This is a genomic window from Euzebya pacifica (genome assembly GCF_003344865.1).
GTDB lineage: Bacteria > Actinomycetota > Nitriliruptoria > Euzebyales > Euzebyaceae > Euzebya > Euzebya pacifica.
The window spans coordinates 1,090,146-1,112,906 of record NZ_CP031165.1; the positions used below are offsets into that span (position 1 = coordinate 1,090,146).

Below are 22,761 nucleotides of genomic sequence, written 5' to 3' on the forward strand. Positions count from 1 at the left end.
TCTGAACGAGCTTCCGTCGTCGGATACGGTCCAGACGATGCAGCAGCGGATCGTGATTCTCGGTGGAGGCCCCGGCGGCTACGAAGCGGCGCTCGTCGCAGCGGAGCAGGGCGCCGACGTGACCGTGGTGTCCCGTGAGGGCCTCGGCGGCAACAGCGTCCTGTGGGACTGCGTGCCGTCCAAGGCGATGATCGTCTCGTCGGTGGCGATGGGGTCGATGCAGACCGCCAGCCGCCTCGGCGTCCACCTCGAGGGCGGCGTCGACCTGAGCGGACGCGCCCGGGCCGACATCGCGGCGGTCATGGACCGTGTCCGCCTGCTCGGCCTGGACCAGTCCGCCGACATCGAGTCCAAGGTCGAGGCCGCCGGGGCCACCATCCTCCGGGGCGAGGGTCGGCTGGCCGGTCCCGAGACCGTGGAGGTGGAGACCGAGGGCGGCGGCGTGGAGGTGCTCCACGCCGATGCGATCCTGGTGGCAACCGGGTCCCATCCCCGACGGCTGCCCTTCTCCACCCCCGACGGCAAACGCGTCTTCACCTCTCGCGAGCTGTTCGCGCTGCAGGAGCCGCCCGAGCGGTTGATCGTCGTCGGCTCGGGTGTCACCGGCGCCGAGTACGCGCAGGCCTTCGCCAAGTTCGGGGTCGACGTCCACCTCGTCAGCTCGCGCGACATGATCCTGCCCAGCGAGGACCCCGACGCCGCCGCAGTCCTCGAGGGCGAGTTCGAGCGGTGGGGGATGACCATCCACCGTCGCCGTCGTGCCTACGACATGGAGGTCGACGAGGGCGGGGTGCGCGTGAAGATCGGCGACAAGGACGGTGGGCAGGAGGAGTGGATCGAGGCCAGCCACGCCCTGTACTGCGTCGGCATGATCCCCAACTCGCGTCGGATGGGCCTGGAGGCCGCGGGCGTGCTGACCCGTCCCGACGGCGCCATCCCCGTGGACGCCGTGAGCCGGACCAACGTGCGGACGGTCTACGCGGCAGGTGACGTCACCGGCGGGATCATGCTGGCCTCCGTCGCAGCGATGCAGGGACGGAACGCCATGTACCACGCGCTCGGGATGGCCGTCGCGCCGCTGCGGTGGGACGCCGTCGCCGCCTGCGTGTTCACCAGCCCCCAGGTCGCCACCGTCGGCATGCAGGGGCCCGACGACGACGCCGCCAACGGTCCCGTGGACACCATCCGACTGGACTTCGCCGGCAACCCCCGCGCCAAGATGGAGGAGGCGACCGTCGGATTCGTCAAGATCCACGCGCGGAAGGGGTCGGGCACCGTGCTCGGGGCGACCGTCGTGGCCCCCAACGCCTCGGACCTGATCACCCCCCTCAGCGTCGCCGTCCACAACCGGCTGACCGTCGGCCAGGTCGCGCAGGCGTTCACCATCTACCCCTCCATGGGTGGCTCGACCGCCGAGGCCGCCCGCCAGCTCATGGGCCTGGCCACCGCCGCGGCCCAGTGACCCCGCGGGGGGTCGGTGCGCTGCTCGCGGGGTGCCTGCTCGTGCTGGGCACGACCGCAGCCGCCTGTTCGGTGGCCGGCCCCCAGCAGGTGGTCGTGTCCGCGGCGGCGTCGCTGACCGAGGCCTTCGACGAGCTGGAACGAACCTACGAGGACGACAACCCCGACGTCGACATCGTGCTCAACCTGGGCGGCAGCCAGATCCTGGCCGGCCAGATCGTCGACGGGGCCCCGGCCGACCTGTTCGCCTCGGCCAACCCACAGTCGGTTCGCCTGGTCGCCGACGCCGGGCTCGGGCAGGGCGATCCGATCGTGCTGGCCACCAACCGGCTGGTCATCGTCGTTCCGGCCGGCAACCCACAGGGGGTTGCGTCGCTGGGCGACCTCGTCGAGCTCGATGTCGTGCTCGGTGCGGAGGAGGTGCCCGTCGGCGCCTACGCCCAGGAGGCGCTCGACGCCGCCGGGGTGACGTTGCAGCCGGTCTCGCTCGAGCCGGACACTCGTGCGGTCGTCAGCCGGGTCGTGCAGGGCGATGCCGACGCGGCCATCGCCTACGCCACCGACGTCGTCGCCCTCGACGCGGTCGAGGGCATCGAGCTACCAGCCGACGTGCAGCCCGAGATCACCTACCAGGTCCTGCTCCTGACCGACGGCGCCGGCGGCTTCCTCGAGTTCCTCGCCAGCACCGAAGCGCAGCAAATCCTGCGCCGCTTCGGGTTCTCCGGTCCATGATCCGGGGCACGTGAACCGAACCGTCGGCCCCCTGCACCCGCTCGCCGCGATCGCGGTCGCCCTCCTGGCGCTGCCCTTGCTCGCCCTGGTGTTCGCTGCGCCGTGGTCGACCCTCCCGTCGCGGCTGTTCGACGAGCGGGTGATCGGCGCCATGACCCTGTCGATCGTGACGGCGTCGGTGGCCACCGTGATCGTCGCCCTCGTCGGCGTGCCGCTGGGATGGGTGCTGGCACGGGACGAACGCTGGACGTGGCTGCGCCCCATCGTGCTCGTGCCCATGGTCCTGCCGCCGGTCGTCGGTGGTGTGGCCCTGCAGCTGCTGTGGGGTCGCTCGGGCGTGTTCGGCGGGATCCTGGCCGACATCGGCATCGTCGTTCCCTTCACCTCTGCCGCGGTCGTGCTCGCGCAGGTGTTCGTCGCCCTGCCGTTCTGTGTCCTTGCCGTGGAGACCGGCGTCCGGGGGGTGGACCCACGGATGGAGGAGATGGCCGGTGTCTACGGGATGTCCGGCTATCGCTTGTTCCGGCGGGTCACCCTGCCGCTGGCCGGGCCGGGGATCCGGGCCGGGCTCGCGGTGGCATGGGCCCGGGCCCTGGGGGAGTTCGGCGCCACCATCACCTTCGCCGGCAACCTGCCGGGTCGGACGCAGACGATGCCGCTGGCCACGTACCTGCAGCTGCAGACCGACCAGCCCTCGGCCGTGCTGCTCAGCCTGCTGCTGCTGGCCATCAGCCTCGTGGTGCTCGTCGGCCTGCGCGGTCGCCTGGGCGTGACCACATGAGCGAACGCGGACGCGGGGACCTGCAGGTGCACGTCGTCGTGCCCGACCGCGACGTCGACGTGGCCTTCACCGCCGAACCGGGCGAGGTCATCGGTGTCGTCGGCCCCTCGGGCGCCGGCAAGACCACCGTGCTGCGCGCCATCGCTGGGCTGGACCGGCCGCACGGGGGGACGGTCGCGCTCGGCGACGAGGTGTGGGACGACGGTGGCCGCCGACGGGTCGCCACGGCCGACCGCCGGGTCGGCCTGGTCCTCGCCGAACCGCTGCTGCTGCCCCACCTGGACGTGCGCACCAACGTCGCCATCGCCCTGGACGCCGGCGTCGGCGGGCCCGATGCGCTGGCCGACGCCGACGGATGGATCGATGCCCTCGGCCTCGGGGAGATCGGGCACCACCGGGCCGACACCCTCTCGACCGGTCAGGCCCAGCGGGTGTCGCTCGGCCGTGCGCTGGCGTCCGACCCGCGGGTCCTGCTGCTGGACGAGCCGCTGGCGAACCTCGACATCCGGACCCGCGCCGAGGTCCGTCGCCTGCTGTCCACGGTGCTGCACCGGATCGAGGGGCCGACGGTGATCGTCACCCACGACCCGGTGGACGCCTACGCGCTGGCCGACCGCCTGGTGGTCGTCGAGGACGGCACGGTCAGCCAGGCCGGCGACCTCCGTGCGGTCACGCGGCGTCCACGGACGGACTGGGTTGCCGCGCTGGTCGGGCTGAACCTGTACCGGGGACGGGTCGAGGACGGACGCTTCCACCTCGACGACAGCGACCAGAGCCTGGCGGTGGCGACCGACGTCCGAGGCCCAGCCCTGGCCACGATCCTCCCGCGGGCGGTGTCGTTGCACCGGGGCCGTCCCAGCGGCAGCCCGCGCAACGTCTGGCACGGCGGCGTGGTGTCCGTCGACGGACGGGCCGGGCGAATGCGGGTGTCCATCGCCGGGCGCGTCCCGATCGTGGCCGAGGTGACGGCCACGGCAGTCGCCGACCTCGAGCTCGGTCGCGGCGGCGGGATCTGGGTGTCGGTGAAGGCCACCGAGATCGACGTGTTCGCCGACTGACAGGCCAGCGGCCGGGCGTCGACGGTCGGCCGCGGATCGCCCCGACGGTCAGCGCAGCGCCAGGTACGCCGGTTCGCTCGTCGCGAACGCGCGTCCCAGGACGATCACGGCGTCGCTGGTGACGTCCACGCCCTGCCGGACCTCGTAGACGACGGTCCCGCGCTGTCGCTCGCCGGGCTTCATCTCCCCGCCCGGTCCCGGTGGTTCGTGCAACGTCGCCACCCGGACGTCGACGAACGTGCCGTCGGTCAGCAGCATCTCGGTGGAGAACGACGCGGAGAACGTCCGCGGCTCGGTCCCGAGGTGGTGCACCTCCATGTCCAGCCCCACGAAGCGACTGCCCTCCTCGGGGACCGAGATGGTGTTGACCGGTTCGAGCGGGTCGACGATCCCGTGGATGGTGACCTCCCAGCTGCCGCTCGTGGCGGGGGTTCCCAGCGGCACCGTCGGCAGGCTGAACGTCGGGCTGCCGGCGGAGTCGGCGGCCGCCGTGGCCGTGGGTGTGGCAGCGGCCGACTCCGGAGGGACCGTCGTCGCGTCGACCGGTTGGAGGCCGTCGTCGAGCTGCAGCTCGGGATAGACCTTGTCCTCGCCCTGCGGCTCCGTCGGCGAGTCCTGCGATCCTTGCTCGTCCTGCTGGGCCACGGCCGTGGGCGCGACCGATGCCGGTGCTGCCGCGTCGCCGCCACCGCCCCCGGCGCAGCCGGACAGCAACAGCGCCGCCACGAGGGCGGCGCCGACTGTTCGGGGGTCGGACACGATCGGCACCGACCCCATCGTCCTACGCGTCGGCGATCGTGGCCAGCACGTCGCCGGAGTTGACGACCGCCCCGGCCTCCACGGGCAGCGCGGTCACCGTGCCCGCCTTGTGGGCCTTGATGGCGTTCTCCATCTTCATGGCCTCCAGGACCACCACCAGGTCGCCCTCCTCGACCGTTGCGCCCTCCTCGACCGCGACCTTGACGATGGTGCCCTGCATGGGGGCGGCGAGGTCGTCGCCGCTGGCTGCCGCACCGCCGCTGCCGGACGATCCGCGCTTGCGCTTGGCCGTGGACGGCGCGGGTGCCGCTGCGGCGGCAAGGCCGCGCACGGTGACGGCCAGGCGCTTGCCGCCCACCTCGACGGTGACTTCCTGCGCGGGCACGTCGTCGTCCTCCGCCGCACCGGGCATCGGGGCGACCGGGATGCCCGACAGGTCCCATTCCTTCTCCACCGAGATGGTGGCGGTGTTGGCCGTGATGAAGTCGTCGTGCTCGAAGGCCACGCGGAAGAAGTCCACCGTCGTCGGGACGCCCTCGATCTCCAGCTCGGTCAGCGCACGGACCATGCGGCGACGGGCCTGCTCGCGATCGGACCCGGTGGTGATCAGCTTGGCGATCAGGGAGTCGTAGGACCGGGGGATCTCCCAGCCGGCCTCGCCGACCCCGTCGACCCGCACGCCCGGGCCGGACGGGGCGCGCCAGCCCGTGATCAGGCCGGGGGAGGGGACGAAGCCCATGCCCACGTTCTCGGCGTTGATGCGGGCCTCGATCGAGTGGCCGGTCAGCTCGACGTCGTCCTGGGTCAGGGGCAGGGCCTCACCGGCCGCGATGCGCAGCTGCCACTCGACCAGGTCCATGCCGGTGACCTGCTCGGTGACCGGATGCTCCACCTGCAGGCGGGTGTTCATCTCCAGGAAGTAGAAGTCGCCGTCCCCCGCGCCCGGCGAGGACGCCGTCGCGGGGTCGTAGAGGTACTCGCAGGTGCCGGCCCCCGTGTAGCCGACCTGCTCGCTGACGCGGACGGCCGAGGCGCCCATCGCGGCGCGGACGGCATCCGACAGCCCGGGTGCGGGCGCCTCCTCGATCAGCTTCTGGTGCCGACGCTGCGTCGAGCAGTCGCGGTCACCCAGGTACAGGGTCGTCCCGTGGGTGTCGGCGAGGACCTGGATCTCGATGTGCCGCGGGCGGCCCAGGTAGCGCTCGACGTAGACCTCGCCGCGGCCGAACGCCGCGACGGCCTCGCGCTGCGCGGAGTCCAGCGCCTCCTGCAGCTCGTTGTCGGCGTTGACGACCTTCATGCCGCGTCCGCCACCGCCGTAGGCGGCCTTGATGATCAGCGGGTAGCCGTGCTCGGCAGCGAAGGCCTTGACCTCCTCCGCGTCGTCGGTCGGCTCCATCATCCCCGGGACGAGCGGGCACTCGGCGGCCTTCGCGGCCTCACGGGCGCTCAGCTTGTCGCCCATCTTCACGATCGACTGGGGCGGCGGGCCGATCCAGGTGACGCTGGCGTCGGTCATCGCCTGGGCGAAGTCGGCGTTCTCGCTGAGGAACCCGTAGCCGGGGTGCACCGACCGGGCACCCGACTGCTCGATGACCTCCACGATCCGCTCGGTGTTGAGGTAGGACTCCGCCGGGGCTGCACCACCCAGCAGGTAGGCCTCGTCGGCGTAGCGCAACCACGGAGCGTCGCGGTCCGCCTCGGAGTACACCGCCACGGTGGGCAGGCCGAGATCGCGGCACGTGCGGAACACACGCAGGGCGATCTCCCCACGGTTGGCCACCAGAACCGGCCCGAGGGAGGCGAGCGCGGAGGAGGGGTTGGCGGATGCAGAAGCGGACACGTGTCGACCCTTTCGACGGCTGAGCGGTCGTTCGCCGGGATGCTAGCGGTCGGACACCACGAGCCTTCAAGCGAGGGGCGGGCATGACCTCGCTTCGCGCCGGGCACCCTGTCCGTCGTACCCTCCGCAGTCGGATATCTCCGTGCCGACCTCCGCGACGCTTCTGGTCGCGCCCGTTCGGTCACGCCCCGACTACTCACGCGTCCTGCAAGGAGTCACCAGACCATGCGTCGCACGTCCATCGTCCTCGTCCTCGCCCTCGGCCTCTTCCTGACCGCGTGCAGCGCCCAGGAGCCCGAGGTCGTCCTGAACGAGCAGGTCCCCGCCGCGCAGGCGGTCGCCGAGGTTGCCGAAGGCGAAGAGGGCGAGCCCGCCGTCGAGGCCGACTTCGCCGCGGCCGAGGCCGTCTGGGTCGCCGAACAGCTGGCCTTCACCAGCGCCCCGTCCAGCATGCCTGCCGATGAGGTCGTCATGGGCCTGCAGGTCATCGGTGGCCTCCCGCACAACGTCATCTTCGAGGGCCTCGAGGGCGACCGCGTCCTGGTCGACGGGCCCGGCGAGGGCGAGTTCGCGGCGGTCAACACCATCCCGGCTGGCACCTACACCTACTACTGCGGCATCCCCGGCCACCGTGCGGCCGGCATGGAGGGCGAGATCACGGTCGGCTAGCAGGCACGGTCAGCTGACGCCGACACGGTCGGCTGACGCCGGCACGGTCGGCTGACGCCGGCACGGTCGAGCAGTGACCGGCGGCCTCTGAAGGTCGTTCATCGGTCGGCTGGGGGCAACCAGCCGGCCACCCTCGGTTCACCTGCCGTGGTTACCGTCCGGTAGGTGCGCGGTGGTCAGTCCGCCGCGAGCGTCCCGACCTCGCCCTGGGGTCGGGTTCTCCCTGCCCGAGGTGTTCGCCGTGCTGTCCCCGTTGCCCCTGTCTCGTGTTCGTCGCATCGGCCCGCCGCTGGTCGCGGTCGCCCTCGTCGTGGGCATCGTCCTCGGCGGAGTGGCGATCGCCCAGTCCGCGCCTGCGGCGGTCCGGCTGGACGGAACGGACCCGTCGAGCCACGCGATCGCGGTGTCGACGGCGGTCTTCGACGATGCCGGCGGTGCCGACACGACAGCACGCCATGCGGTGCTCGGCCGCGACGACGACTTCGCCGACTCCCTGGCTGCCGGCCCCCTGCTGAACGGTGGGCCGTTGCTGTACGTGCCGGGCGGCGAGGACGGCACGCTGCCTGGGCCCGTGGCCGCGGAGCTGCAGCGCATCCTGCCCCCTGCTGCTGACGTGTTCGTCGTCGGCGGGGTGGACGCCATCTCCGAGGACATCGCCACGGCCGTCGAGGACCTCGGCTATCACGTCGTTCGGCTCGCAGGGGAGGAGCGCACGGCGACCGCTGCGGCCATCGCCGACGAGGCGACCCGGACCCACGGACCGGCCGACCGGGTGCTGGTCGCCCTGGCCGGCCGCTGGCCCGACGCCGTGGCCGGCGGTGCCCTTGCCGCCAGCGAACAGCTTCCGTTGTTGCTGACCGACGGCACCAGCGCCTCGACCGCCACCGTCGCGTGGCTGGATGCCCACCCAGACCACGAGGTCGTCGTGCTCGGCGGCCCCGCCGCCATCGAGGAATCGGTGTTCACGGCGCTCGGCGGCGACCGGCGGCTGACCGGCGAGACCCGTGCCCACACCGCCGCCGCCATGGTTGCCGAGTTCGGCGATGACGTCACCGGCACCACGGTGATGCAGGGATTCGCCGACGACGGGTGGGTGCACGGCAACGCCGGCGCGGCCCTGCTGCAGCCGCTGCTGCTCAACGGCCCTGATGTCGACACGCTCAACAGCGTCGTCACGAGCGCGCTGGACGGGCGCACGGGCGAGCTGTTCGTGCTGGGGGGCACCGACCGGGTGGGCACCACCGCCCTGACCGCCGCCGAGGCCGCCCGCTGACCGCGGGCCCCGGCGACCCCCTCCCGCTCCTCCAGCACCGCACTCCTCCAGCACCGAAAGGACACATCGTGTCGACCACCTGGACCCGCCGTTCCTTCATGTCCGCCGCAGCCGCCGCCGGGGTCGGCGGCCTGATGCTGCCCTACGGGGTCGGCATGCTGCGTGACGAGGCCGAGGCGCAGATGCAGCCACTCGGCGTGCGTTTCGACGCCTTCCCGTTCCCGCTGGGGGTCGCCTCCGGCGACCCGACCGCGGACAGCGTCATCCTGCAGACCCGGCTGTCGGACGCCCCGTTCGACCTCGACGCCCCGTGGGGGAACATCCCCGAGGACGTCGATGTCCACTGGGTCGTGGCCGAGGACGCTCGCCTGCGCCGCATCGTGGCACAGGGCACCGTCGGCTCGTCGTCGACCCGAGGTCACGCCGTGCATGTCGACGTGACGGGCCTCGAGCCCGGGAAGGTCTACTGGTACCAGTTCGCCGCGCTCGGGGCCCGCTCTCGCATCGGGCGCACCAAGACCGCTGGCATCGCGCCGCTGCAGAGGCTGCGCATCGCCTACCTGTCGTGCCAGAGCTTCCCCCACGGCTACTTCACCGCCTACCAGAACCTTCTGGACGAGGACGTGGACGTCGTGTTCCACCTCGGCGACTACATGTACGAGTACGCCGATGGGGGCTACGGCGACCTCCGCTCCAGCCCGCCGGTGGACCAGGTCTTCTCGCTGAACTCCTACCGGGTCCGCTACGCCGCCTACCGCGGGGACCCGTGGCTGCGCGCCTGCCACGCCCGCTTCCCGTTCATCACGACGTGGGACGACCACGAGATCGACAACAACTGGGCCGGGGAGACGCCGGAGAACACCAGCGACGAGGGCAACGCCACGCCGGCGGCCTACGCCGAACGGCGCTTCAACGCCTTCCAGGCGTATCACGAGAACCTGCCGATCCGGCCGGCCCCCGAGGACAACGCCATCGACGCGCCGGCGTACCAGATCTACCGCCAGTTCGTCTTCGGCGACCTGCTGGACGTCAGCGTCCTCGACACCCGCCAGTACCGGACCGACCAGCCGTGCGACGACGGCTTCGTGACGGTCAACTGCGCCGACCAGGCCGACCCGGACGCCACGATCATGGGTCCCACACAGCGTGACTGGCTGTTCGGCAACCTGTCGACGTCGACCGCGGCCTGGCGGGTCATCGCCCAGCAGCTGATCGTCTCGCAGGTCTCCTCGCTCGGGCTGTCCACACTGCTGCCCGACACCGGCGCCGGCCCCGCGCAGGGCGGGAACCTGTACTTCTCCGCCGACCAGTGGGACGGATACCTGGTCGAGCGGCAAGCGTTGATGAGCCACCTGGCCGACAACGCCATTCCCGACACCTTCGTCATCACCGGTGACATCCACTCCTCGTGGGTCCTCGACATGAAGGAGGACTTCGACGACCCCTCCTCGGCCACCGTGGGCACCGAGTTCGTCGGCACGTCGGTCACGTCCCCCGGGTTCGAGCAGCTCGGCGGCAACGAGCCGTTCCGCACGGGCCTGTACGCCTCCAACCCGCACATGAAGTACCTCGAGGGAACCCGCAAGGGCTACACGATCGCCGACATCACCCACGACGGGGTGACGGTGACCTACCGCGTCGTGGACACCATCGAGGAGAACCGTTCCGGGGTCTCCACGCAGTCGGAGTGGCTGCTGCCCCGAGGGGGCGCGGTCGAGCAGGTCGCCGGCGACAGCGTCAACCCGCTCAGCGGCGCGTAACGCCCGCGAAACGGGCCGGGCGTATCGTCGCCCGCCATGGCCGCCTCCGACGTTCTTGCCTGGCAACAGGTCGACGTCGACGGCGTGCCCACGCGGTACGCCGTCGGAGGCGAGGGGCCACCCGTGCTGTTCCTCCATGGCTGGGCGCTCGGCACGCGTGCCTATCGTCGACCGCTGCGTCGGCTGATCAGGCGCGGATGTCGGATCTACGCCCCGGCCCTGCCCGGCCTCGGGGGCACCGCTGATCTCGCGCCGCATGCCCGGACCGTCGCCGGCTACGGCTGGTGGGCGGCGCGCTTCCTTGCCTCGGTCGGCGTGTCCGAACCCGCGATCGTGATCGGCCACTCCTTCGGCGGCGCGGTCGCCATCGGCATGGCGCACGCCCAACCCGACATGGTGCAGTACCTGGTGCTGCTCAACGCGGTGGGTGGCGGCCGCTGGTCGGGCATGGTGGGCGACAGCCGTCCGCTGGCCGACCGTCCGCTGTGGGACTGGGCCGTGCACTTCGCCCGCGAGGCGGTCGTCGCGACCACCGATGTGAAGGCCGTCCGCTCGGTGGTACCCGAGGTGGTGGGGAACCTGCTGCGCAACCCCAAGGGGGTCTGGCGGTCGGCCAACATGGCCCGGCGGGCCAACCTGACCGCAGAGCTCGCGTGGCTGCGCTCGCGCCGGATTCCGGTCCTGGCGTTGACCAGCGATGCCGACTCCGTGATCCCCCAAGCCGCCTTCGAGGCGCTGTGTGCGGCAATCGGCACCGACGGACACGTCGTCGCCGGCCGGCACTCGTGGCTCCTGACCGATCCCGACTCGATGGGTGAGGTCCTGGCCAACGTCGTCGACGTGCAGGTGGCCGAGCACCGCGGCCGCACCAACGCCAGCCGCCTCGAGGCGCTCGAGGACCTGCTGTCCCAGACGCCGATGTCGGTCGGGGACCGTCGTCGGCTGCTCGACGAGGCATCACCGCTGTGGTTGATGAGTGAGGACGAACGCACCCTCGCCGGGGACCTGGCGTTGTGCACGCCGGCGCTGGAGGACGGCGAGGTCCGCGCGGTCGTGGTGCCGATCGAGGACAGCCGGTTGCTGCGGCTGACCGTCGTCGCCCACGACCGGCCGGGCCTGCTGGCCGACACGACCGCGATCCTGGCGGGGGAGGGCCTGTCGATCCTGGGCGCCACCGCGATCACCTGGTCACGGCTCGGTATGGCCCTGCACTCGTTGACCGTCGAACCGGACGAGGACTTCTCGGTCCAGCGGTGGAACACCATCGGCGCGCGGCTGCAGCAGGCCGACGGCACGCCGGTGCCGGTGCCGACGCCGCGCTCGTCCGCCCCGGTCGTGCGCATCCACGGCGAGACCGAGGACCGAACCCTGGTCACCGTCGAGGCCGACGACCAGCTGGGCACGCTCGCGGCGATCTGTCGCTGGCTGGCTGACGAGGGCGCCACGATCGAGTCGTTGGGCACCCGCAGCGTCGGCGGCCGTGTCGTCGACAGCTTCGTGACCCGCGGCCGGGTCCCCACCGGCATGCCCCGCCTGACGGGTCGCTACCGCTCCCCGCGGCAGCGCACGACCGCCGCCTGACCAGCACCACGACTGACCAGCACGCCGTTTGACCGGTCACCGTTCCCGGGGACGCAGGGCGGCATCCAAATCGTGCAGGAGGAGCAGCGGGCGCTGTCGAACAGGGAGGCGACATCCCCCAACGTCCAAGGAGCAACTCCGGATGCGTGCACGCCTCGTCGTCCTCCTCGCCCTCCTCCTGCTGGGCAGCGTCGCTGTCCCCGCGGGGGCGATCGATGCCCTTTCAGCCGTTCGTGACGAGACCGGTCCCGTCGACCTGCTGCAGCTCGACCAGCGGGTCCTGACGTCCGACAACGTCACCTACCACGGCACGATCCCGATCGACTCGCCCGGTGTGGGCGGTGAGGTCGTGCACCGCGCGGACCTCGACAAGACGTTCTTCTACGCCACCGGCGCCAAGGGCCTGTCGATCTACGACATCACCGACCCGGCCCTGCCGATCCTGGTCAGCACCTTCCCGTTCTGGCACGCCCAGAACGAGGACGTGCGGACCTCCGCCGACGGCACCATGGTGATGATCTCCGCCGACGGGTCCATCCTGGTCCCGATCGCCCCGCTGACGGTCGGTATCACGCTGATCGACGTCACCGACCCGGCCCTGCCCGAGATCGTGGCGTCCTCCAACGACCTCGTGATGGGACGCGGCACGAACCGCGGCATCGCCGAGCACACCTCGGAGTGCGCCGTCGACGACTGCTCGGTCATCTACGGACGGACCGGCCGCATCTACACGGTGGACTTCGACGCGGGCACGATCACCCCGATCGAGCGGCGCTGGAACCAGTTCCTCGACCCGACGACCGGCAGCGTCCGCGAGACCAGCCAGATCCACGCGCTGGACCGTGACGAGTCCGGCCTGGTCATCGCCGACTCCACCCCGCGCCTGGTCCTGGACCCACTCGGCCTGTTCGAGCCGCTGTCCACCCCCGAGAACCCGGCGGTGCTGTCCATCGGCGAGCGTCCCGAGAACGACGACCGCCTGCAGCACAACAACCGTCGTCCCGGGGCGCTGGACTGGACGCCCCGTGACCCGGCCGACCCGGCCGACGCCATCGAGACCCGGACCGTCACCGGGCGCGAGCGCAGCCTCTCCGAGCTCGACGACCGTCCGGTGCTGCGCGAGGGCGAGCTGCTGATCGGCAACTCCGAGTCCAACCTCAACACCGGCTGCAGCGAGGCCGGTGGCCTGAGCACCTGGAGCATGGCCAACTTCGACCAGGGCGCGGAGATGCAGCCGCTGGAGGTCTTCCGGCCGCTGAAGGGCACCTACGTCGACGGCAGCCCGCTGGTCAACGCGCTGGGCTGCTCGGGCCACTGGTTCACCATCCGTGACGGGGTCGTGGCCGCCAGCTGGTACGAGCACGGCATCCACTTCTTCGACATCGACATGGAGGTGGGCACGATCGACGAGGTCGGCTTCTTCCAGCCCATCGCCACCGAAGCCGGCGCCGCCTACTGGGTCGACGACAGCTTCGTGTACTCCGTGGACTACGCCCGCGGGATCGACATCGTCAGCTTCGACCGCGAGGCGGCAGCCCCGTCGCAGCTCGAGCTCGACAACGCCTGGCTGACCAACCTCGGCATCGTCGGATCGGTCGCGCCGAACGAACGTGCGTGGTGCCGCCTGGCCGCGACCGGCTGACCGACGCCCCCCGGTTCATCGGGCCCCGGCTGGATCACCTGATCCGGCCGGGGCCTCGTTCGTTCGGTGTTCACCGAGCGTTCGTCGTGCGTCCGTAGGGGTGCGAGGGGCGGGTGGCGAACTCAAGGGGGAGACCGTTTCCGCCCTGCTCGAGGTACCCCGCCGATGTCGTCCCGCCGCACGTTCCTTCGCCAGATGCTCTCCGCCCCCGCGGGGCTGGCCCTGACCACCGGTGCCGGCGCCGCCCTTGCCGGCCCGGCCCGACCCGCGTTCGCCCAGGACGTCCCACCGCCGGACGGCATCTGGAACCTGCTCCAGGAGCAGGTTCCCGCCTACGTCCAGCCCGGTGTCCCCCGCGGCGTCCAGCTGTCCTTCGCAGGCGACGACCTGTCCCGGCGGGCCGTGACCTGGCTGACCTCGGTGGAGGACCCCCGCAGCATCGTCCAGTGGGGCGTCGTCGGCGCCACCGCGGACACGAGCGAGCTGACCGCAGACGACCTGACCCACGTGCAGGACGGCAGCAGCGAACGGGCGCCCTTCGGGGACGGTGCGGACTCCACGTACCTGTCCGCCAAGCGGGACAACGGGCCGGACGTCCACCACGGCGAACGGGAGGTGTTCGTGCACCGAGCGTCGCTGAGCGGGCTGCAGCCCGGACAGCGGATCGCGTACCGCGTCGGCGACGGGACCCGCTGGAGCGACATCGCGATCACCCGCGGGGGGCCGCTGGCCGACGAGGGCTTCCGGTTCACCCACGTCGGTGACCACGGGCCCAAGCTCGCGGCCCAGCGGACCACCCGGGCGCTGCGTCGTCGCCAGCCCGACTGGCACCTCTTCGCCGGCGACCTCAGCTACGCCAACGGCGACCAGCGGATCTGGGACCTGTGGGCCGAGCAGTACAGCGTCATGGGCCGCGAGGTCCCGACGATGGTCGCGCCGGGCAACCACGAGTCCAAGGACTTCATGGGCCAGGCCTACCGCACGCGCTTCACCCAGCCGCGGCACGGCAGCTCGTTCTACGACTGGATCCACGGCAACGTCTTCATGATCTCCACCGCCGCCGGGGCGTTCTTCGGCGACGAGCGGGGAGCCATGGAGGACATCCGCCACGAGCTGGTCTGGATGGAGCACACGCTGGCCCGCGCCGCCGCGTTGCGTGCTGCCGGGATCATCGACTTCATCGTCGTCACCCAGCACTTCCCCAGCTACACCGACCACCGCACCCGCGGGCCGATCTCGCCCGACCGGGTCGTCGTCGCCGAGCAGATCCTCCAGCGGTACCAGATCGACCTCCTGCTGGTCGGCCACGACCACATGTACCAGCGCTCCCACCCGATGGCGTACGGACTGCCGACGTCCACCGCCGGCTACACCAACACCCTCGCGCCGGTCCTCGGCCTCGAGCCGACCCGCCCCGAGCGCTACAGCAACGCCACCGGATACATCGAGGTCATCGCCGGCTCCGGCGGCAACGGCATGTACGACTTCACCGAGATCGACACCCTGCAGCTCGGGGTCGACCCGGAGATGCCGCCGCAGCGCCACCTGCCCTGGCTGGCCGCGTCCGCTCGCGAGCTGTGCTTCGTGGAGTACGACGTGCGCGGACCGGAGATGGCGGTGACGGGGTTCGTGTTCGACGACGGATACGACGAGAACCGCGGCGACGGCATCCCCGACAACGAGCCCGGCTACAACGGTGACGACCCACGGTTCCTCGCCGACGCCGACCCCGAGCCGTTCGACACCTTCACGCTGGTCCGCAAGGCCTACGCCGAGGAGGTGCCGACCGTGCCGCGGCTGGCGGCGGAGATCCTGCGCGAGCTGCCCGAGGCCCACGGCGAGCTGCGCTACGACGTCGCGGAGGACTGCACGACCCACGACCACTGACCCGGGCGGTGGCCCGGTGGGGGAGGCGGGTCGAACGGACATGGGTGACGGTCGGGCCCCCGCGGGCACACTGCCGCCCATGAGCGACTACCAGCGGGCCGTTGACCACATGAACGCCGACCACGCCGACGCGCTGGTCGACATCGTCCGCCACGTCACGGGCATGCACGTGACCGGCGTGACCATCACCTCGATGGACGACCGGGGGTTCGACGTGGAGATCGTCGACGACGACACCACCGGCACCGCCCGCATTCCGTTCCCCGACGGGCCGATCGACCCCTCGGCGGTCCGGCAGGTCATGGTGGACATGACCCGCCGGGCCCGCGACGAGGCCTGACCCCGACCTCAGCCGCGTTCGGTGGTCCGCTGGTACTGCCGGGCCGACAACGGCACGAAGATCGCCAGGATGATGCCGACCCAGATGAGGGTGTAGAGCACCGGGTGCTGCAGCGACCACACGTCGGGGGCGGGGAAGCTGCTGGCCGTGTTGCCGAACAGCTCCCTCGCCGCTTGCGTCACCGACGACACCGGATTCCACTCCGCGAAGTGTCGTAGCGGCGTGGGCAGGTTGTCGGACGGCACGAAGGTGTTGGCGATGAAGGTCAGCGGGAAGATGACCATGAACGAGGCGTTGTTGACGACCTCGGGTGAGGGGACCAGCAGGCCGACCCACGCCATCATCCAGGACACGGCGTAGGCGAAGGCCAGCAACAGCAGGAACCCGCCGATGGCCTCCAGCGGTGTGCTGCGGATGCGCCAGCCGATGATCAGGCCGGTCACCGACATCACGATGATGACCAGGACGTTGTTGACCACGTCGCTGGCGGTCCGGCCGGCGAGCACCGCCGAGCGGGACATCGGCAGCGACCTGAACCGGTCGATGATGCCCTTCTGCAGGTCCTCGGCCAGACCGGCCCCGGTGATGGTGGCACCGAAGATGACCGTCTGGGCGAAGATGCCCGCCATCAGGAACTCGCGGTAGTCGACCCCGGGCGGTGAGATCGACCCACCGAACACGTAGGCGAACAGCAGCACGAACATGATCGGGCTGAGCAGGGTGAAGACCAGCAGGTCGGGGACCCGCTTGATCTTGATGAGGTTGCGGCGGGCGACGATGCGCGAGTCGCGGAACGTTCGGGCGACGGAGCTCATCGGGAGGCCTCCTGCGTGGTGGTGGCGGCGTCGCCGCCGGTCTCGGGGGTCGTCTCGGCGCGGTGGCCGGTCAGCGTCAGGAAGACGTCGTCGAGGGTGGGTCGACGCAGGCCGAAGTCCAGCACCGCGATGCCCGCGTCGTCGAGGCCGTCGAGCAGCCGACGCAACGACGAGGCGCCGTCGGCAACCTGGGCGGTCAGCAGGCGGGACTGAGGAGTCACCCGCACCTCGCCGACGGCGTGGGTGGCCAGCACCGCGCGGGCACGGTCGACCTCCTCGGGTCGTTCGACGGTGACCTCGGCTCGTTCGCCGCCGACCTGGGCCTTCAGCTGGTCGGCATCGCCCTGGGCGATGATGCGGCCGTGGTCCATCACGACGATGTCGTCGGCCAGCTTGTCGGCCTCCTCCAGGTACTGGGTGGTCAGCAGGAGGGTGGCGCCGCCGCCGACCAGCTCGCGGATCACGTCCCACAGCTCGATGCGGGCGCGCGGGTCGAGGCCGGTGGTCGGCTCGTCCATGAACAGGACCGGCGGCCGGGCGACCAGCGCCGCGGCGAGGTCCAGCCGGCGACGCATGCCGCCGGAGTAGGTCTTGATGATCCGGGCGCCGGCGTCGGTCAGGGAGAACTGGGCCAGCAGCTCGGTCGCACGGGACTTCGCCTCCGAGCGGGACATGCCGTACAGCTCGCCGACCATCTGCAGGTTCTCGACCCCGGTCAGGTACTCGTCGACCGCGGCGGACTGGCCCGACAGGCCGATCAGCTCGCGAACGCCCGACGGGTTCGACAGCAGATCCACCCCGGCGATCGTGGCGCGGCCGGCGTCGGGCTTCAGCAGCGTGGACAGGATCCGAACCGCGGTCGTCTTGCCGGCGCCGTTGGGTCCGAGGACCCCCTGCACGGTGCCCTCGGGGACCGACAGGTCGATGCCGGCCAGGGCCGTGACGTCGCCGTAGGACTTGGCCAGGCCCTCGGCGTGGATCATCGCCTCCATGGCGTGCGCTTTCGCTGGGTGCTCATGGTCGACACGCTAGCCGCGCCGGGTGACACCGAGGGTGCCGAGGGTGTGCCCCTGCTGACAGGAACGTGTCAGGAGACCGGCTGTCCGGCTACGGGTGGCCCGCAGGCCGGAATCAGGTGGCGGCGGACGGCAGCGCGCCGGTGGAGCGGTGGGTCAGGCGCGGGTCGTTGGAGGCGACGAACGGGGTCTGCCCGACCGCCTCGAAGCGGGCGGCGCGGGCCCACGCCGGAGCCCGATGGACCGGCGCCGGTGCGCCGGCGGTCCCGAGGCCCAGGACCGCCACGGTCACGGCCGCGATCTCCTCGTCGGTGGGGTTGCCCGCCGTGACGTGGATGGTGACCGAAGGGGTGTCGTCGCTGCTCACGGCGCCGATCCTGCCACGTCGGTGGCAGCAGGCCCCAACCGATGCAGGTCCGGCAGCCGATGGAGTCGGCTAGCGTCACCCCCGTGGCAGACACGCTCAAGTCCCGCTTCGGCCCCGAGGTCGTCCACGGGCTGGCCGCAGACCTGGCGGGTGTGGCCCCGACGTTCGACGTCGACGGATTCACCCGGATGGCCCTCGACGGGTTCGAGGACCTCGAGCTCACCGACCGATCCCGCCACATCGCGCGGGCCCTGGCCGTCCACCTGCCCGCCGACCCGACCACGGCGATGCACACGATCGTGGCGGCGCTGGGCGCGCCGCTGGGCGACACGCTGGAGGGAATGGACGCCTTCAGGTACATGCCGTACGGCCACTGGGTTGCCGAGCACGGCCTGGCCGATGTCGAGACCGCCCTGGACCTCCAGCACGCGTTGACGCAGCGCTTCACCGCGGAGTTCAGCATCCGCGCCTTCATCCAGCAGGCACACGAACCGACCATGGCGCGCCTCAGGCGCTGGGCCGTCGACGAGAACCACCACGTCCGCAGGCTCGTCAGCGAGGGGACCCGTCCGCGGCTGCCCTGGGCACCCGTGCTGCGTGACTTCGTGGCCGACCCCTCGCCGATCCTTCCCCTCCTGGAGGCGTTGAAGGACGACCCGTCGGACTACGTGCGGCGATCGGTGGCCAACAACCTCAACGACATCGCCAAGGACCATCCCGACCTCGTGGTCCGGATCGCGCAGCGCTGGTGGGCCGATGCCACCGACGACCGGCAGCGGCTGGTCCGCCATGCCCTGCGGACGCTGGTCAAGCGGGGGCACGCCGGCGCGCTGGCCGTCCTCGGCTACGACCCCGCTGCACCGGTGGTCGTCGACCGGGTCGTCGTCGAGCCACCGGTCGGGGTCATCGGGCAGCGGGTTCGCGTGGCGGTCGACCTGCGGACGGACGGTCCGGCGCCAACACCTGCCCTGGTCGACCTCGTCGTCGGGTTCGTGAAGGCCGACGGGTCCGTCCGGCCGAAGGTGTTCAAGGGCGCTGCGCTCCACCTCGAACCGGGCGTGGTCCAGCAGGTCGGCAAGACCATCTCGCTGCGCCAGCACACGACTCGCACCCACCACCCCGGCACCCACACGGTGGCGGTCCAGGTCAACGGTCGGACCGTCGGCCAGCTGACCCCATTCGAGGTCGTCGGTTGACCCCGGGGCTCAGCGGCCCGAGACCCTGGCCACGAAGGACTGCGGGTCGGCCGGGCTGACGGTCACGATGCCGACGTCGGTGGTCACCGGGACGACGATGTCGTTGGCCCGGCTGGTCAGGTAGGCCCGATAGGCGCCGATGTCGCTGCGTCGGAACCTGCCGTAGTACCCGAACCCGCCACCGGATCCGGCGACGCGAAGCCCCATCCGACCCGGTTCCGACATCTCCGCCAGCCCGCGCAGCGGAGACCTGAACGGCCTCCAGGCGTTGCGGTTGACGACCAGGTCACCGCCCTGGACCGCGTAGGACCGCGGGGCCATGGCCCAGCTGAGGGCCAGGACGATCACGTACAGCACCGCGACGAAGGGGCCGACGGCCGGGCCGGCCAGGGTCCACATCACGACCCCGATGACGACGAGCATCACGACCAGCACCCCGGACACCACCCTCGCGGTGCTGTCCAGCGGTGCGGCCCGGAACTCAGTCATCGGAGGGCGGCCTACAGGGGGATGTTGCCGTGCTTGCGGGGCGGTCGGGACTCGCGCTTGGACTTGGTCAGCTCAAGCGCCTTGATCAGCATGGGACGGGTCTGGGCGGGCTCGATGACCTCGTCGACGTAGCCCCGTTCGGCGGCGATCCACGGGGTGGCGAACCGCTCGTTGTAGCCGTCGATGATCTCCTGGCGCTTGGCCTCCGGGTCGTCTGCCGACTCCAGCTCGTTGCGGTACAGGATGTTGACCGCGCCCTGCGCACCCATCACGGCCACCTCGGCGGACGGCCAGGCGAAGTTCATGTCGGCACCGACGTGCTTGGAGCCCATCACGTCGTAGGCACCGCCATAGGCCTTGCGGGTGATGACGGTGATCTTGGGAACCGTCGCCTCGCAGTAGGCGTACAGCAGCTTGGCACCGTGCCGGATGATCCCGTTCCACTCCTGCTCGGTGCCCGGCAGGAACCCCGGCACGTCCTCGAAGGTGATGATCGGGATGTTGAACGCGTCGCAGGTCCGGACGAACCGGGCACCCTTCTCGCTGGCCTCGATGTTGAGGGTGCCGGCCAGCGACATCGGCTGGTTGCCGACGATGCCGACGGGGTAGCCGTTCAGCCGCGCGAACCCGACGACGAGGTTGGTCGCGAAGTGCTGCTGCACCTCGAAGAACTCCTCGTCGTCGACCACACGGGTGATGACGTCGCGCATGTCGTAGGGGACGTTGGGGCTGTCCGGCAGGAAGGTGTTGAGTCCATCGTCGGTGCGGTCGGGCGCGTCGGTCGGCGCCACCCAAGGCGCGTCCTCGAGGTTGTTCTGCGGGAGGAAGCTCAGCAGGTACTTGATGTCGTCGATGCAGGCCGGCTCGTCGTCGGCGGCGAAGTGGGCGACCCCCGACTTGGTGTTGTGGCTCATGGCGCCACCGAGCTCCTCCATGGACACGTCCTCGCCGGTGACGGTCTTGATGACCTCCGGACCGGTGATGAACATGTGCGAGGTCTCCTTCACCATGAAGATGAAGTCGGTCATCGCAGGGGAGTAGACCGCCCCGCCGGCGCACGGCCCCATGATGGCGGAGATCTGGGGGACCACGCCGCTGGCCTGCACGTTGCGGTAGAAGATCTCGCCGTAGCCGCCGAGCGCGACCACACCCTCCTGGATGCGTGCACCGCCCGAGTCGTTCAGCCCGATCATGGGGACGCCCATCTTCAGGCTGAGCTCCATCACCTTGACGATCTTCTCGGCGAACACCTCGCCGAGGGATCCGCCGAAGACGGTGAAGTCCTGTGCGAAGACGCAGACCTGTCGGCCGTCGATCGTGCCGTAGCCCGTGACGACGCCGTCGCCCGGCATCTTCTTCTCCTCCAGGCCGAAGCCCGTCGCGCGGTGGACGGCCAGGCGGTCGGTCTCGACGAACGATCCCTCGTCGAGCAGCAGGTCCAGGCGCTCACGTGCGGTGAGCTTGCCCTTGGCGTGCTGCTTCTCCACCGCCCTTGCGGATCCGGCGTGTTCAGCTTCGTCGATGCGGCGACGGAGCTCCTGCAGCTTCTGTTCAGTGGTCGACATCGGGTGCGGATCCTAGTCGGCGGTGCCGCGCCTCAACGATTCGAGTCCGCGGGCACCCCGGAACGGGGGGTTCTTACATCGACATTTCGGGCTTGCTGGGCCTGCGGGCCAGCTGTGTAGGGTCCTCCCACACAAATCTTCTGAGGGGAAGCAGTCAATCGTGAAGACCCGTTACATCGCCCTGTTCGCCGTGCTCGTGCTCGCGCTCGCCGCCTGTGGGGGAGGGGAGGAGGCGTCGGACACGACGGCCGCCGACCCGACCGATGAGGCCGCGGCCGAGACCGTCGAGGAGGCACCCGACCCGACCGAGGCACCGGCCGCCGAGGAGGCCGAGCTCACCCAGGTGGACGCCGAGCCCACCGAGGCCGCCGTCGCTGCCGATGACCCGCGTGCCGCGGACGCCGCCGTGCTGGCCGGCAGGATCGACGGGGAGTCCTTCCCCTACGAGCTGGAGGACGAGCAGGCCAACGGCCCGCTCTTCCTCTACCTGGCCGCCACCGAGTCCGACCCGACGCTGGTGCGCGCCGCGCTGCAGGCGCTCGACGAGAGCTACTGCCCCGGCGAGTTCGACGGCTGCAACCCGATCGACGAGGAGTTCCTGACCGTTGTCACCGGCCACCTGACCGCCGACACCGACCCGAACATCGTGACTGCCGCCGTCGAGCTGGGCGGCAAGGCCCTCAACCTGGACGAGGAGCCCACCGAGCTGCTGGACGCGATGCTGGCGCTGGCCGCCGACATCGACGACCCGGCGCTGGATGCGGCCGTCGCCAACGAGATCTGGCAGGCCGACTGGGAGGGCAACCCGGCCGTGGAGGCGCTGTACCTGGAGGCCGTCAGCTCCGACGTCGACTACCTCAACAAGGTCGGCACCTTCCGCATCGAGACGGGCAGCCCCAGCTCCCTGGCCGCCTTCGACGACTTCTACGCCGCGCTGACCGCCAACCTGGGCCACGAGAACTTCGCCGTGTACGGCGGCTCGCTCAAGGCACTCGGCGAGATGATGGCGACCGTCGACCGCAGCGACCCCCGCTGGCAGGAGGTCTACGACGCCGCCGACGTGGCACGGACCCACGCCCACCCCTTCGTCCGCGGTGCCGCGATGAACGCCTGGGAGAGCATGAAGGCGCTGGAGGCGATCCCGACCGTCATCAGCGACCACCTCGCCGACTTCGAGGACGGCGGCCTGGGTTCGGTGTCGTTCACCGCCTACGACGGCCGCTCGGACTCCATCGGGTTCGACATCTCCGCCTGGTCCAACGTGACCGACGCCGCCATGACCATGCTCTGGTGGTCCACCAGCGGCCAGGACTGGCACTTCGACTACCTCGGCGACTACGACATCGAGCTGGGCGAGGGCGCCCCGGAGGTCGACGACCAGATCGCTGCCATCGCCGAGGAGGCCCGTGCCTGGTTCACCACCAACGAGGCCGCGATCGCGGCCGCCGCAGGCGGCGCGTAGGGAGGGCCGCAGGCGGCGCGTAGGGAGGGCCGCAGGCGGCGCGTGGGGAGGGCTGCGGGAGCCTG

General features: G+C 71.0%; 20 protein-coding genes. 13 read left to right on the forward strand and 7 right to left on the reverse strand.

Annotation, left to right across the window (positions count from 1 at the left end):
- Positions 1 to 37 precede the first annotated feature (37 nt).
- From DVS28_RS04460 to DVS28_RS04475, 4 genes are read left to right on the forward strand one after another with little or no spacing between them, the layout of a single operon-like run.
- Entirely contained in the window at positions 38 to 1,462 is a 1,425-nt protein-coding gene (locus DVS28_RS04460) for an NAD(P)H-quinone dehydrogenase (RefSeq protein WP_114590390.1), read from the forward strand.
- Positions 1,459 to 2,193, forward strand: coding sequence for a molybdate ABC transporter substrate-binding protein (gene modA / locus DVS28_RS04465; RefSeq protein ID WP_114590391.1), 735 nt, complete (start codon positions 1,459 to 1,461; stop codon positions 2,191 to 2,193). Before DVS28_RS04460 ends, modA begins: the two co-directional genes overlap by 4 nt.
- Before the next feature lie 10 nt (positions 2,194 to 2,203).
- A complete protein-coding gene (gene modB, locus DVS28_RS04470; RefSeq protein ID WP_114590392.1) occupies positions 2,204 to 2,974 on the forward strand; it encodes a molybdate ABC transporter permease subunit in 771 nt (256 codons plus the stop codon).
- Positions 2,971 to 4,032, forward strand: a complete 1,062-nt coding sequence (locus DVS28_RS04475; protein ID WP_114590393.1) for a sulfate/molybdate ABC transporter ATP-binding protein — start codon at positions 2,971 to 2,973, stop codon at positions 4,030 to 4,032. The genes modB and DVS28_RS04475 overlap by 4 nt, the downstream gene beginning before the upstream one ends.
- Positions 4,033 to 4,080: 48 nt before the next feature.
- Here DVS28_RS04475 and DVS28_RS04480 read toward each other — a convergent pair whose 3' ends face one another.
- Both DVS28_RS04480 and DVS28_RS04485 read right to left on the reverse strand, forming a co-directional pair.
- Positions 4,081 to 4,800: a DUF4352 domain-containing protein gene (locus tag DVS28_RS04480; protein WP_164709918.1), complete on the reverse strand. Its 720-nt coding sequence runs from the start codon at positions 4,798 to 4,800 to the stop codon at positions 4,081 to 4,083.
- Between the two features lie 13 nt (positions 4,801 to 4,813).
- On the reverse strand, positions 4,814 to 6,634 hold the full coding sequence (locus tag DVS28_RS04485) for an acetyl/propionyl/methylcrotonyl-CoA carboxylase subunit alpha (protein WP_216826390.1): 1,821 nt from the start codon (positions 6,632 to 6,634) through the stop codon (positions 4,814 to 4,816).
- 225 nt (positions 6,635 to 6,859) lie between these two features.
- Here DVS28_RS04485 and DVS28_RS04490 point away from each other — a divergent pair, with 225 nt between their 5' ends.
- The 7 genes from DVS28_RS04490 (at position 6,860) to DVS28_RS04520 (ending at position 15,786) form a co-directional block, all read left to right on the forward strand.
- The gene (locus DVS28_RS04490; protein ID WP_114590395.1) at positions 6,860 to 7,303 is read left to right on the forward strand and encodes a plastocyanin/azurin family copper-binding protein; all 444 of its coding nucleotides are present in this window, start codon (positions 6,860 to 6,862) and stop codon (positions 7,301 to 7,303) included.
- 241 nt (positions 7,304 to 7,544) lie between these two features.
- Entirely contained in the window at positions 7,545 to 8,576 is a 1,032-nt protein-coding gene (locus tag DVS28_RS04495) for a cell wall-binding repeat-containing protein (RefSeq protein WP_164709919.1), read from the forward strand.
- A gap of 68 nt (positions 8,577 to 8,644) precedes the next feature.
- The gene (locus DVS28_RS04500) at positions 8,645 to 10,336 is read left to right on the forward strand and encodes an alkaline phosphatase D family protein (protein WP_114590397.1); all 1,692 of its coding nucleotides are present in this window, start codon (positions 8,645 to 8,647) and stop codon (positions 10,334 to 10,336) included.
- Between the two features lie 36 nt (positions 10,337 to 10,372).
- Positions 10,373 to 11,917, forward strand: coding sequence for an alpha/beta fold hydrolase (locus DVS28_RS04505; RefSeq protein WP_114590398.1), 1,545 nt, complete (start codon positions 10,373 to 10,375; stop codon positions 11,915 to 11,917).
- A gap of 142 nt (positions 11,918 to 12,059) precedes the next feature.
- Positions 12,060 to 13,559: an LVIVD repeat-containing protein gene (locus DVS28_RS04510; protein WP_114590399.1), complete on the forward strand. Its 1,500-nt coding sequence runs from the start codon at positions 12,060 to 12,062 to the stop codon at positions 13,557 to 13,559.
- Between the two features lie 165 nt (positions 13,560 to 13,724).
- On the forward strand, positions 13,725 to 15,446 hold the full coding sequence (locus DVS28_RS04515) for a purple acid phosphatase family protein (RefSeq protein ID WP_114590400.1): 1,722 nt from the start codon (positions 13,725 to 13,727) through the stop codon (positions 15,444 to 15,446).
- A gap of 79 nt (positions 15,447 to 15,525) precedes the next feature.
- Positions 15,526 to 15,786 carry a DUF2470 domain-containing protein gene (locus DVS28_RS04520; RefSeq protein WP_164709920.1) on the forward strand — a complete coding sequence of 87 codons (261 nt, stop codon included), beginning with the start codon at positions 15,526 to 15,528 and terminating at the stop codon, positions 15,784 to 15,786.
- 8 nt (positions 15,787 to 15,794) lie between these two features.
- Here the strand turns inward: DVS28_RS04520 and DVS28_RS04525 are convergent, their stop codons facing one another.
- The 3 genes from DVS28_RS04525 to DVS28_RS04535 form a co-directional block, all read right to left on the reverse strand.
- Positions 15,795 to 16,601 carry an ABC transporter permease gene (locus tag DVS28_RS04525; protein ID WP_114590402.1) on the reverse strand — a complete coding sequence of 269 codons (807 nt, stop codon included), beginning with the start codon at positions 16,599 to 16,601 and terminating at the stop codon, positions 15,795 to 15,797.
- A complete protein-coding gene (locus DVS28_RS04530; protein WP_114590403.1) occupies positions 16,598 to 17,593 on the reverse strand; it encodes an ATP-binding cassette domain-containing protein in 996 nt (331 codons plus the stop codon). The genes DVS28_RS04525 and DVS28_RS04530 overlap by 4 nt, the downstream gene beginning before the upstream one ends.
- 139 nt (positions 17,594 to 17,732) lie before the next feature.
- Complete coding sequence (locus DVS28_RS04535; protein WP_216826391.1) at positions 17,733 to 17,984, reverse strand: acyl-CoA carboxylase subunit epsilon; 252 nt, start codon at positions 17,982 to 17,984, stop codon at positions 17,733 to 17,735.
- A gap of 83 nt (positions 17,985 to 18,067) precedes the next feature.
- Between DVS28_RS04535 and DVS28_RS04540 the strand changes: the two genes are divergently transcribed.
- Positions 18,068 to 19,180 carry a DNA alkylation repair protein gene (locus DVS28_RS04540; protein WP_114593988.1) on the forward strand — a complete coding sequence of 371 codons (1,113 nt, stop codon included), beginning with the start codon at positions 18,068 to 18,070 and terminating at the stop codon, positions 19,178 to 19,180.
- 9 nt (positions 19,181 to 19,189) lie between these two features.
- Here the strand turns inward: DVS28_RS04540 and DVS28_RS04545 are convergent, their stop codons facing one another.
- Both DVS28_RS04545 and DVS28_RS04550 read right to left on the reverse strand, forming a co-directional pair.
- Positions 19,190 to 19,669 carry a PH domain-containing protein gene (locus tag DVS28_RS04545; RefSeq protein ID WP_114590404.1) on the reverse strand — a complete coding sequence of 160 codons (480 nt, stop codon included), beginning with the start codon at positions 19,667 to 19,669 and terminating at the stop codon, positions 19,190 to 19,192.
- 11 nt (positions 19,670 to 19,680) lie between these two features.
- On the reverse strand, positions 19,681 to 21,234 hold the full coding sequence (locus DVS28_RS04550; protein WP_114590405.1) for an acyl-CoA carboxylase subunit beta: 1,554 nt from the start codon (positions 21,232 to 21,234) through the stop codon (positions 19,681 to 19,683).
- A gap of 160 nt (positions 21,235 to 21,394) precedes the next feature.
- On the opposite strand from DVS28_RS04550, the gene DVS28_RS04555 reads away from it, so the two are divergent.
- A complete protein-coding gene (locus tag DVS28_RS04555) occupies positions 21,395 to 22,696 on the forward strand; it encodes a hypothetical protein (protein WP_114590406.1) in 1,302 nt (433 codons plus the stop codon).
- Positions 22,697 to 22,761 lie beyond the last annotated feature (65 nt).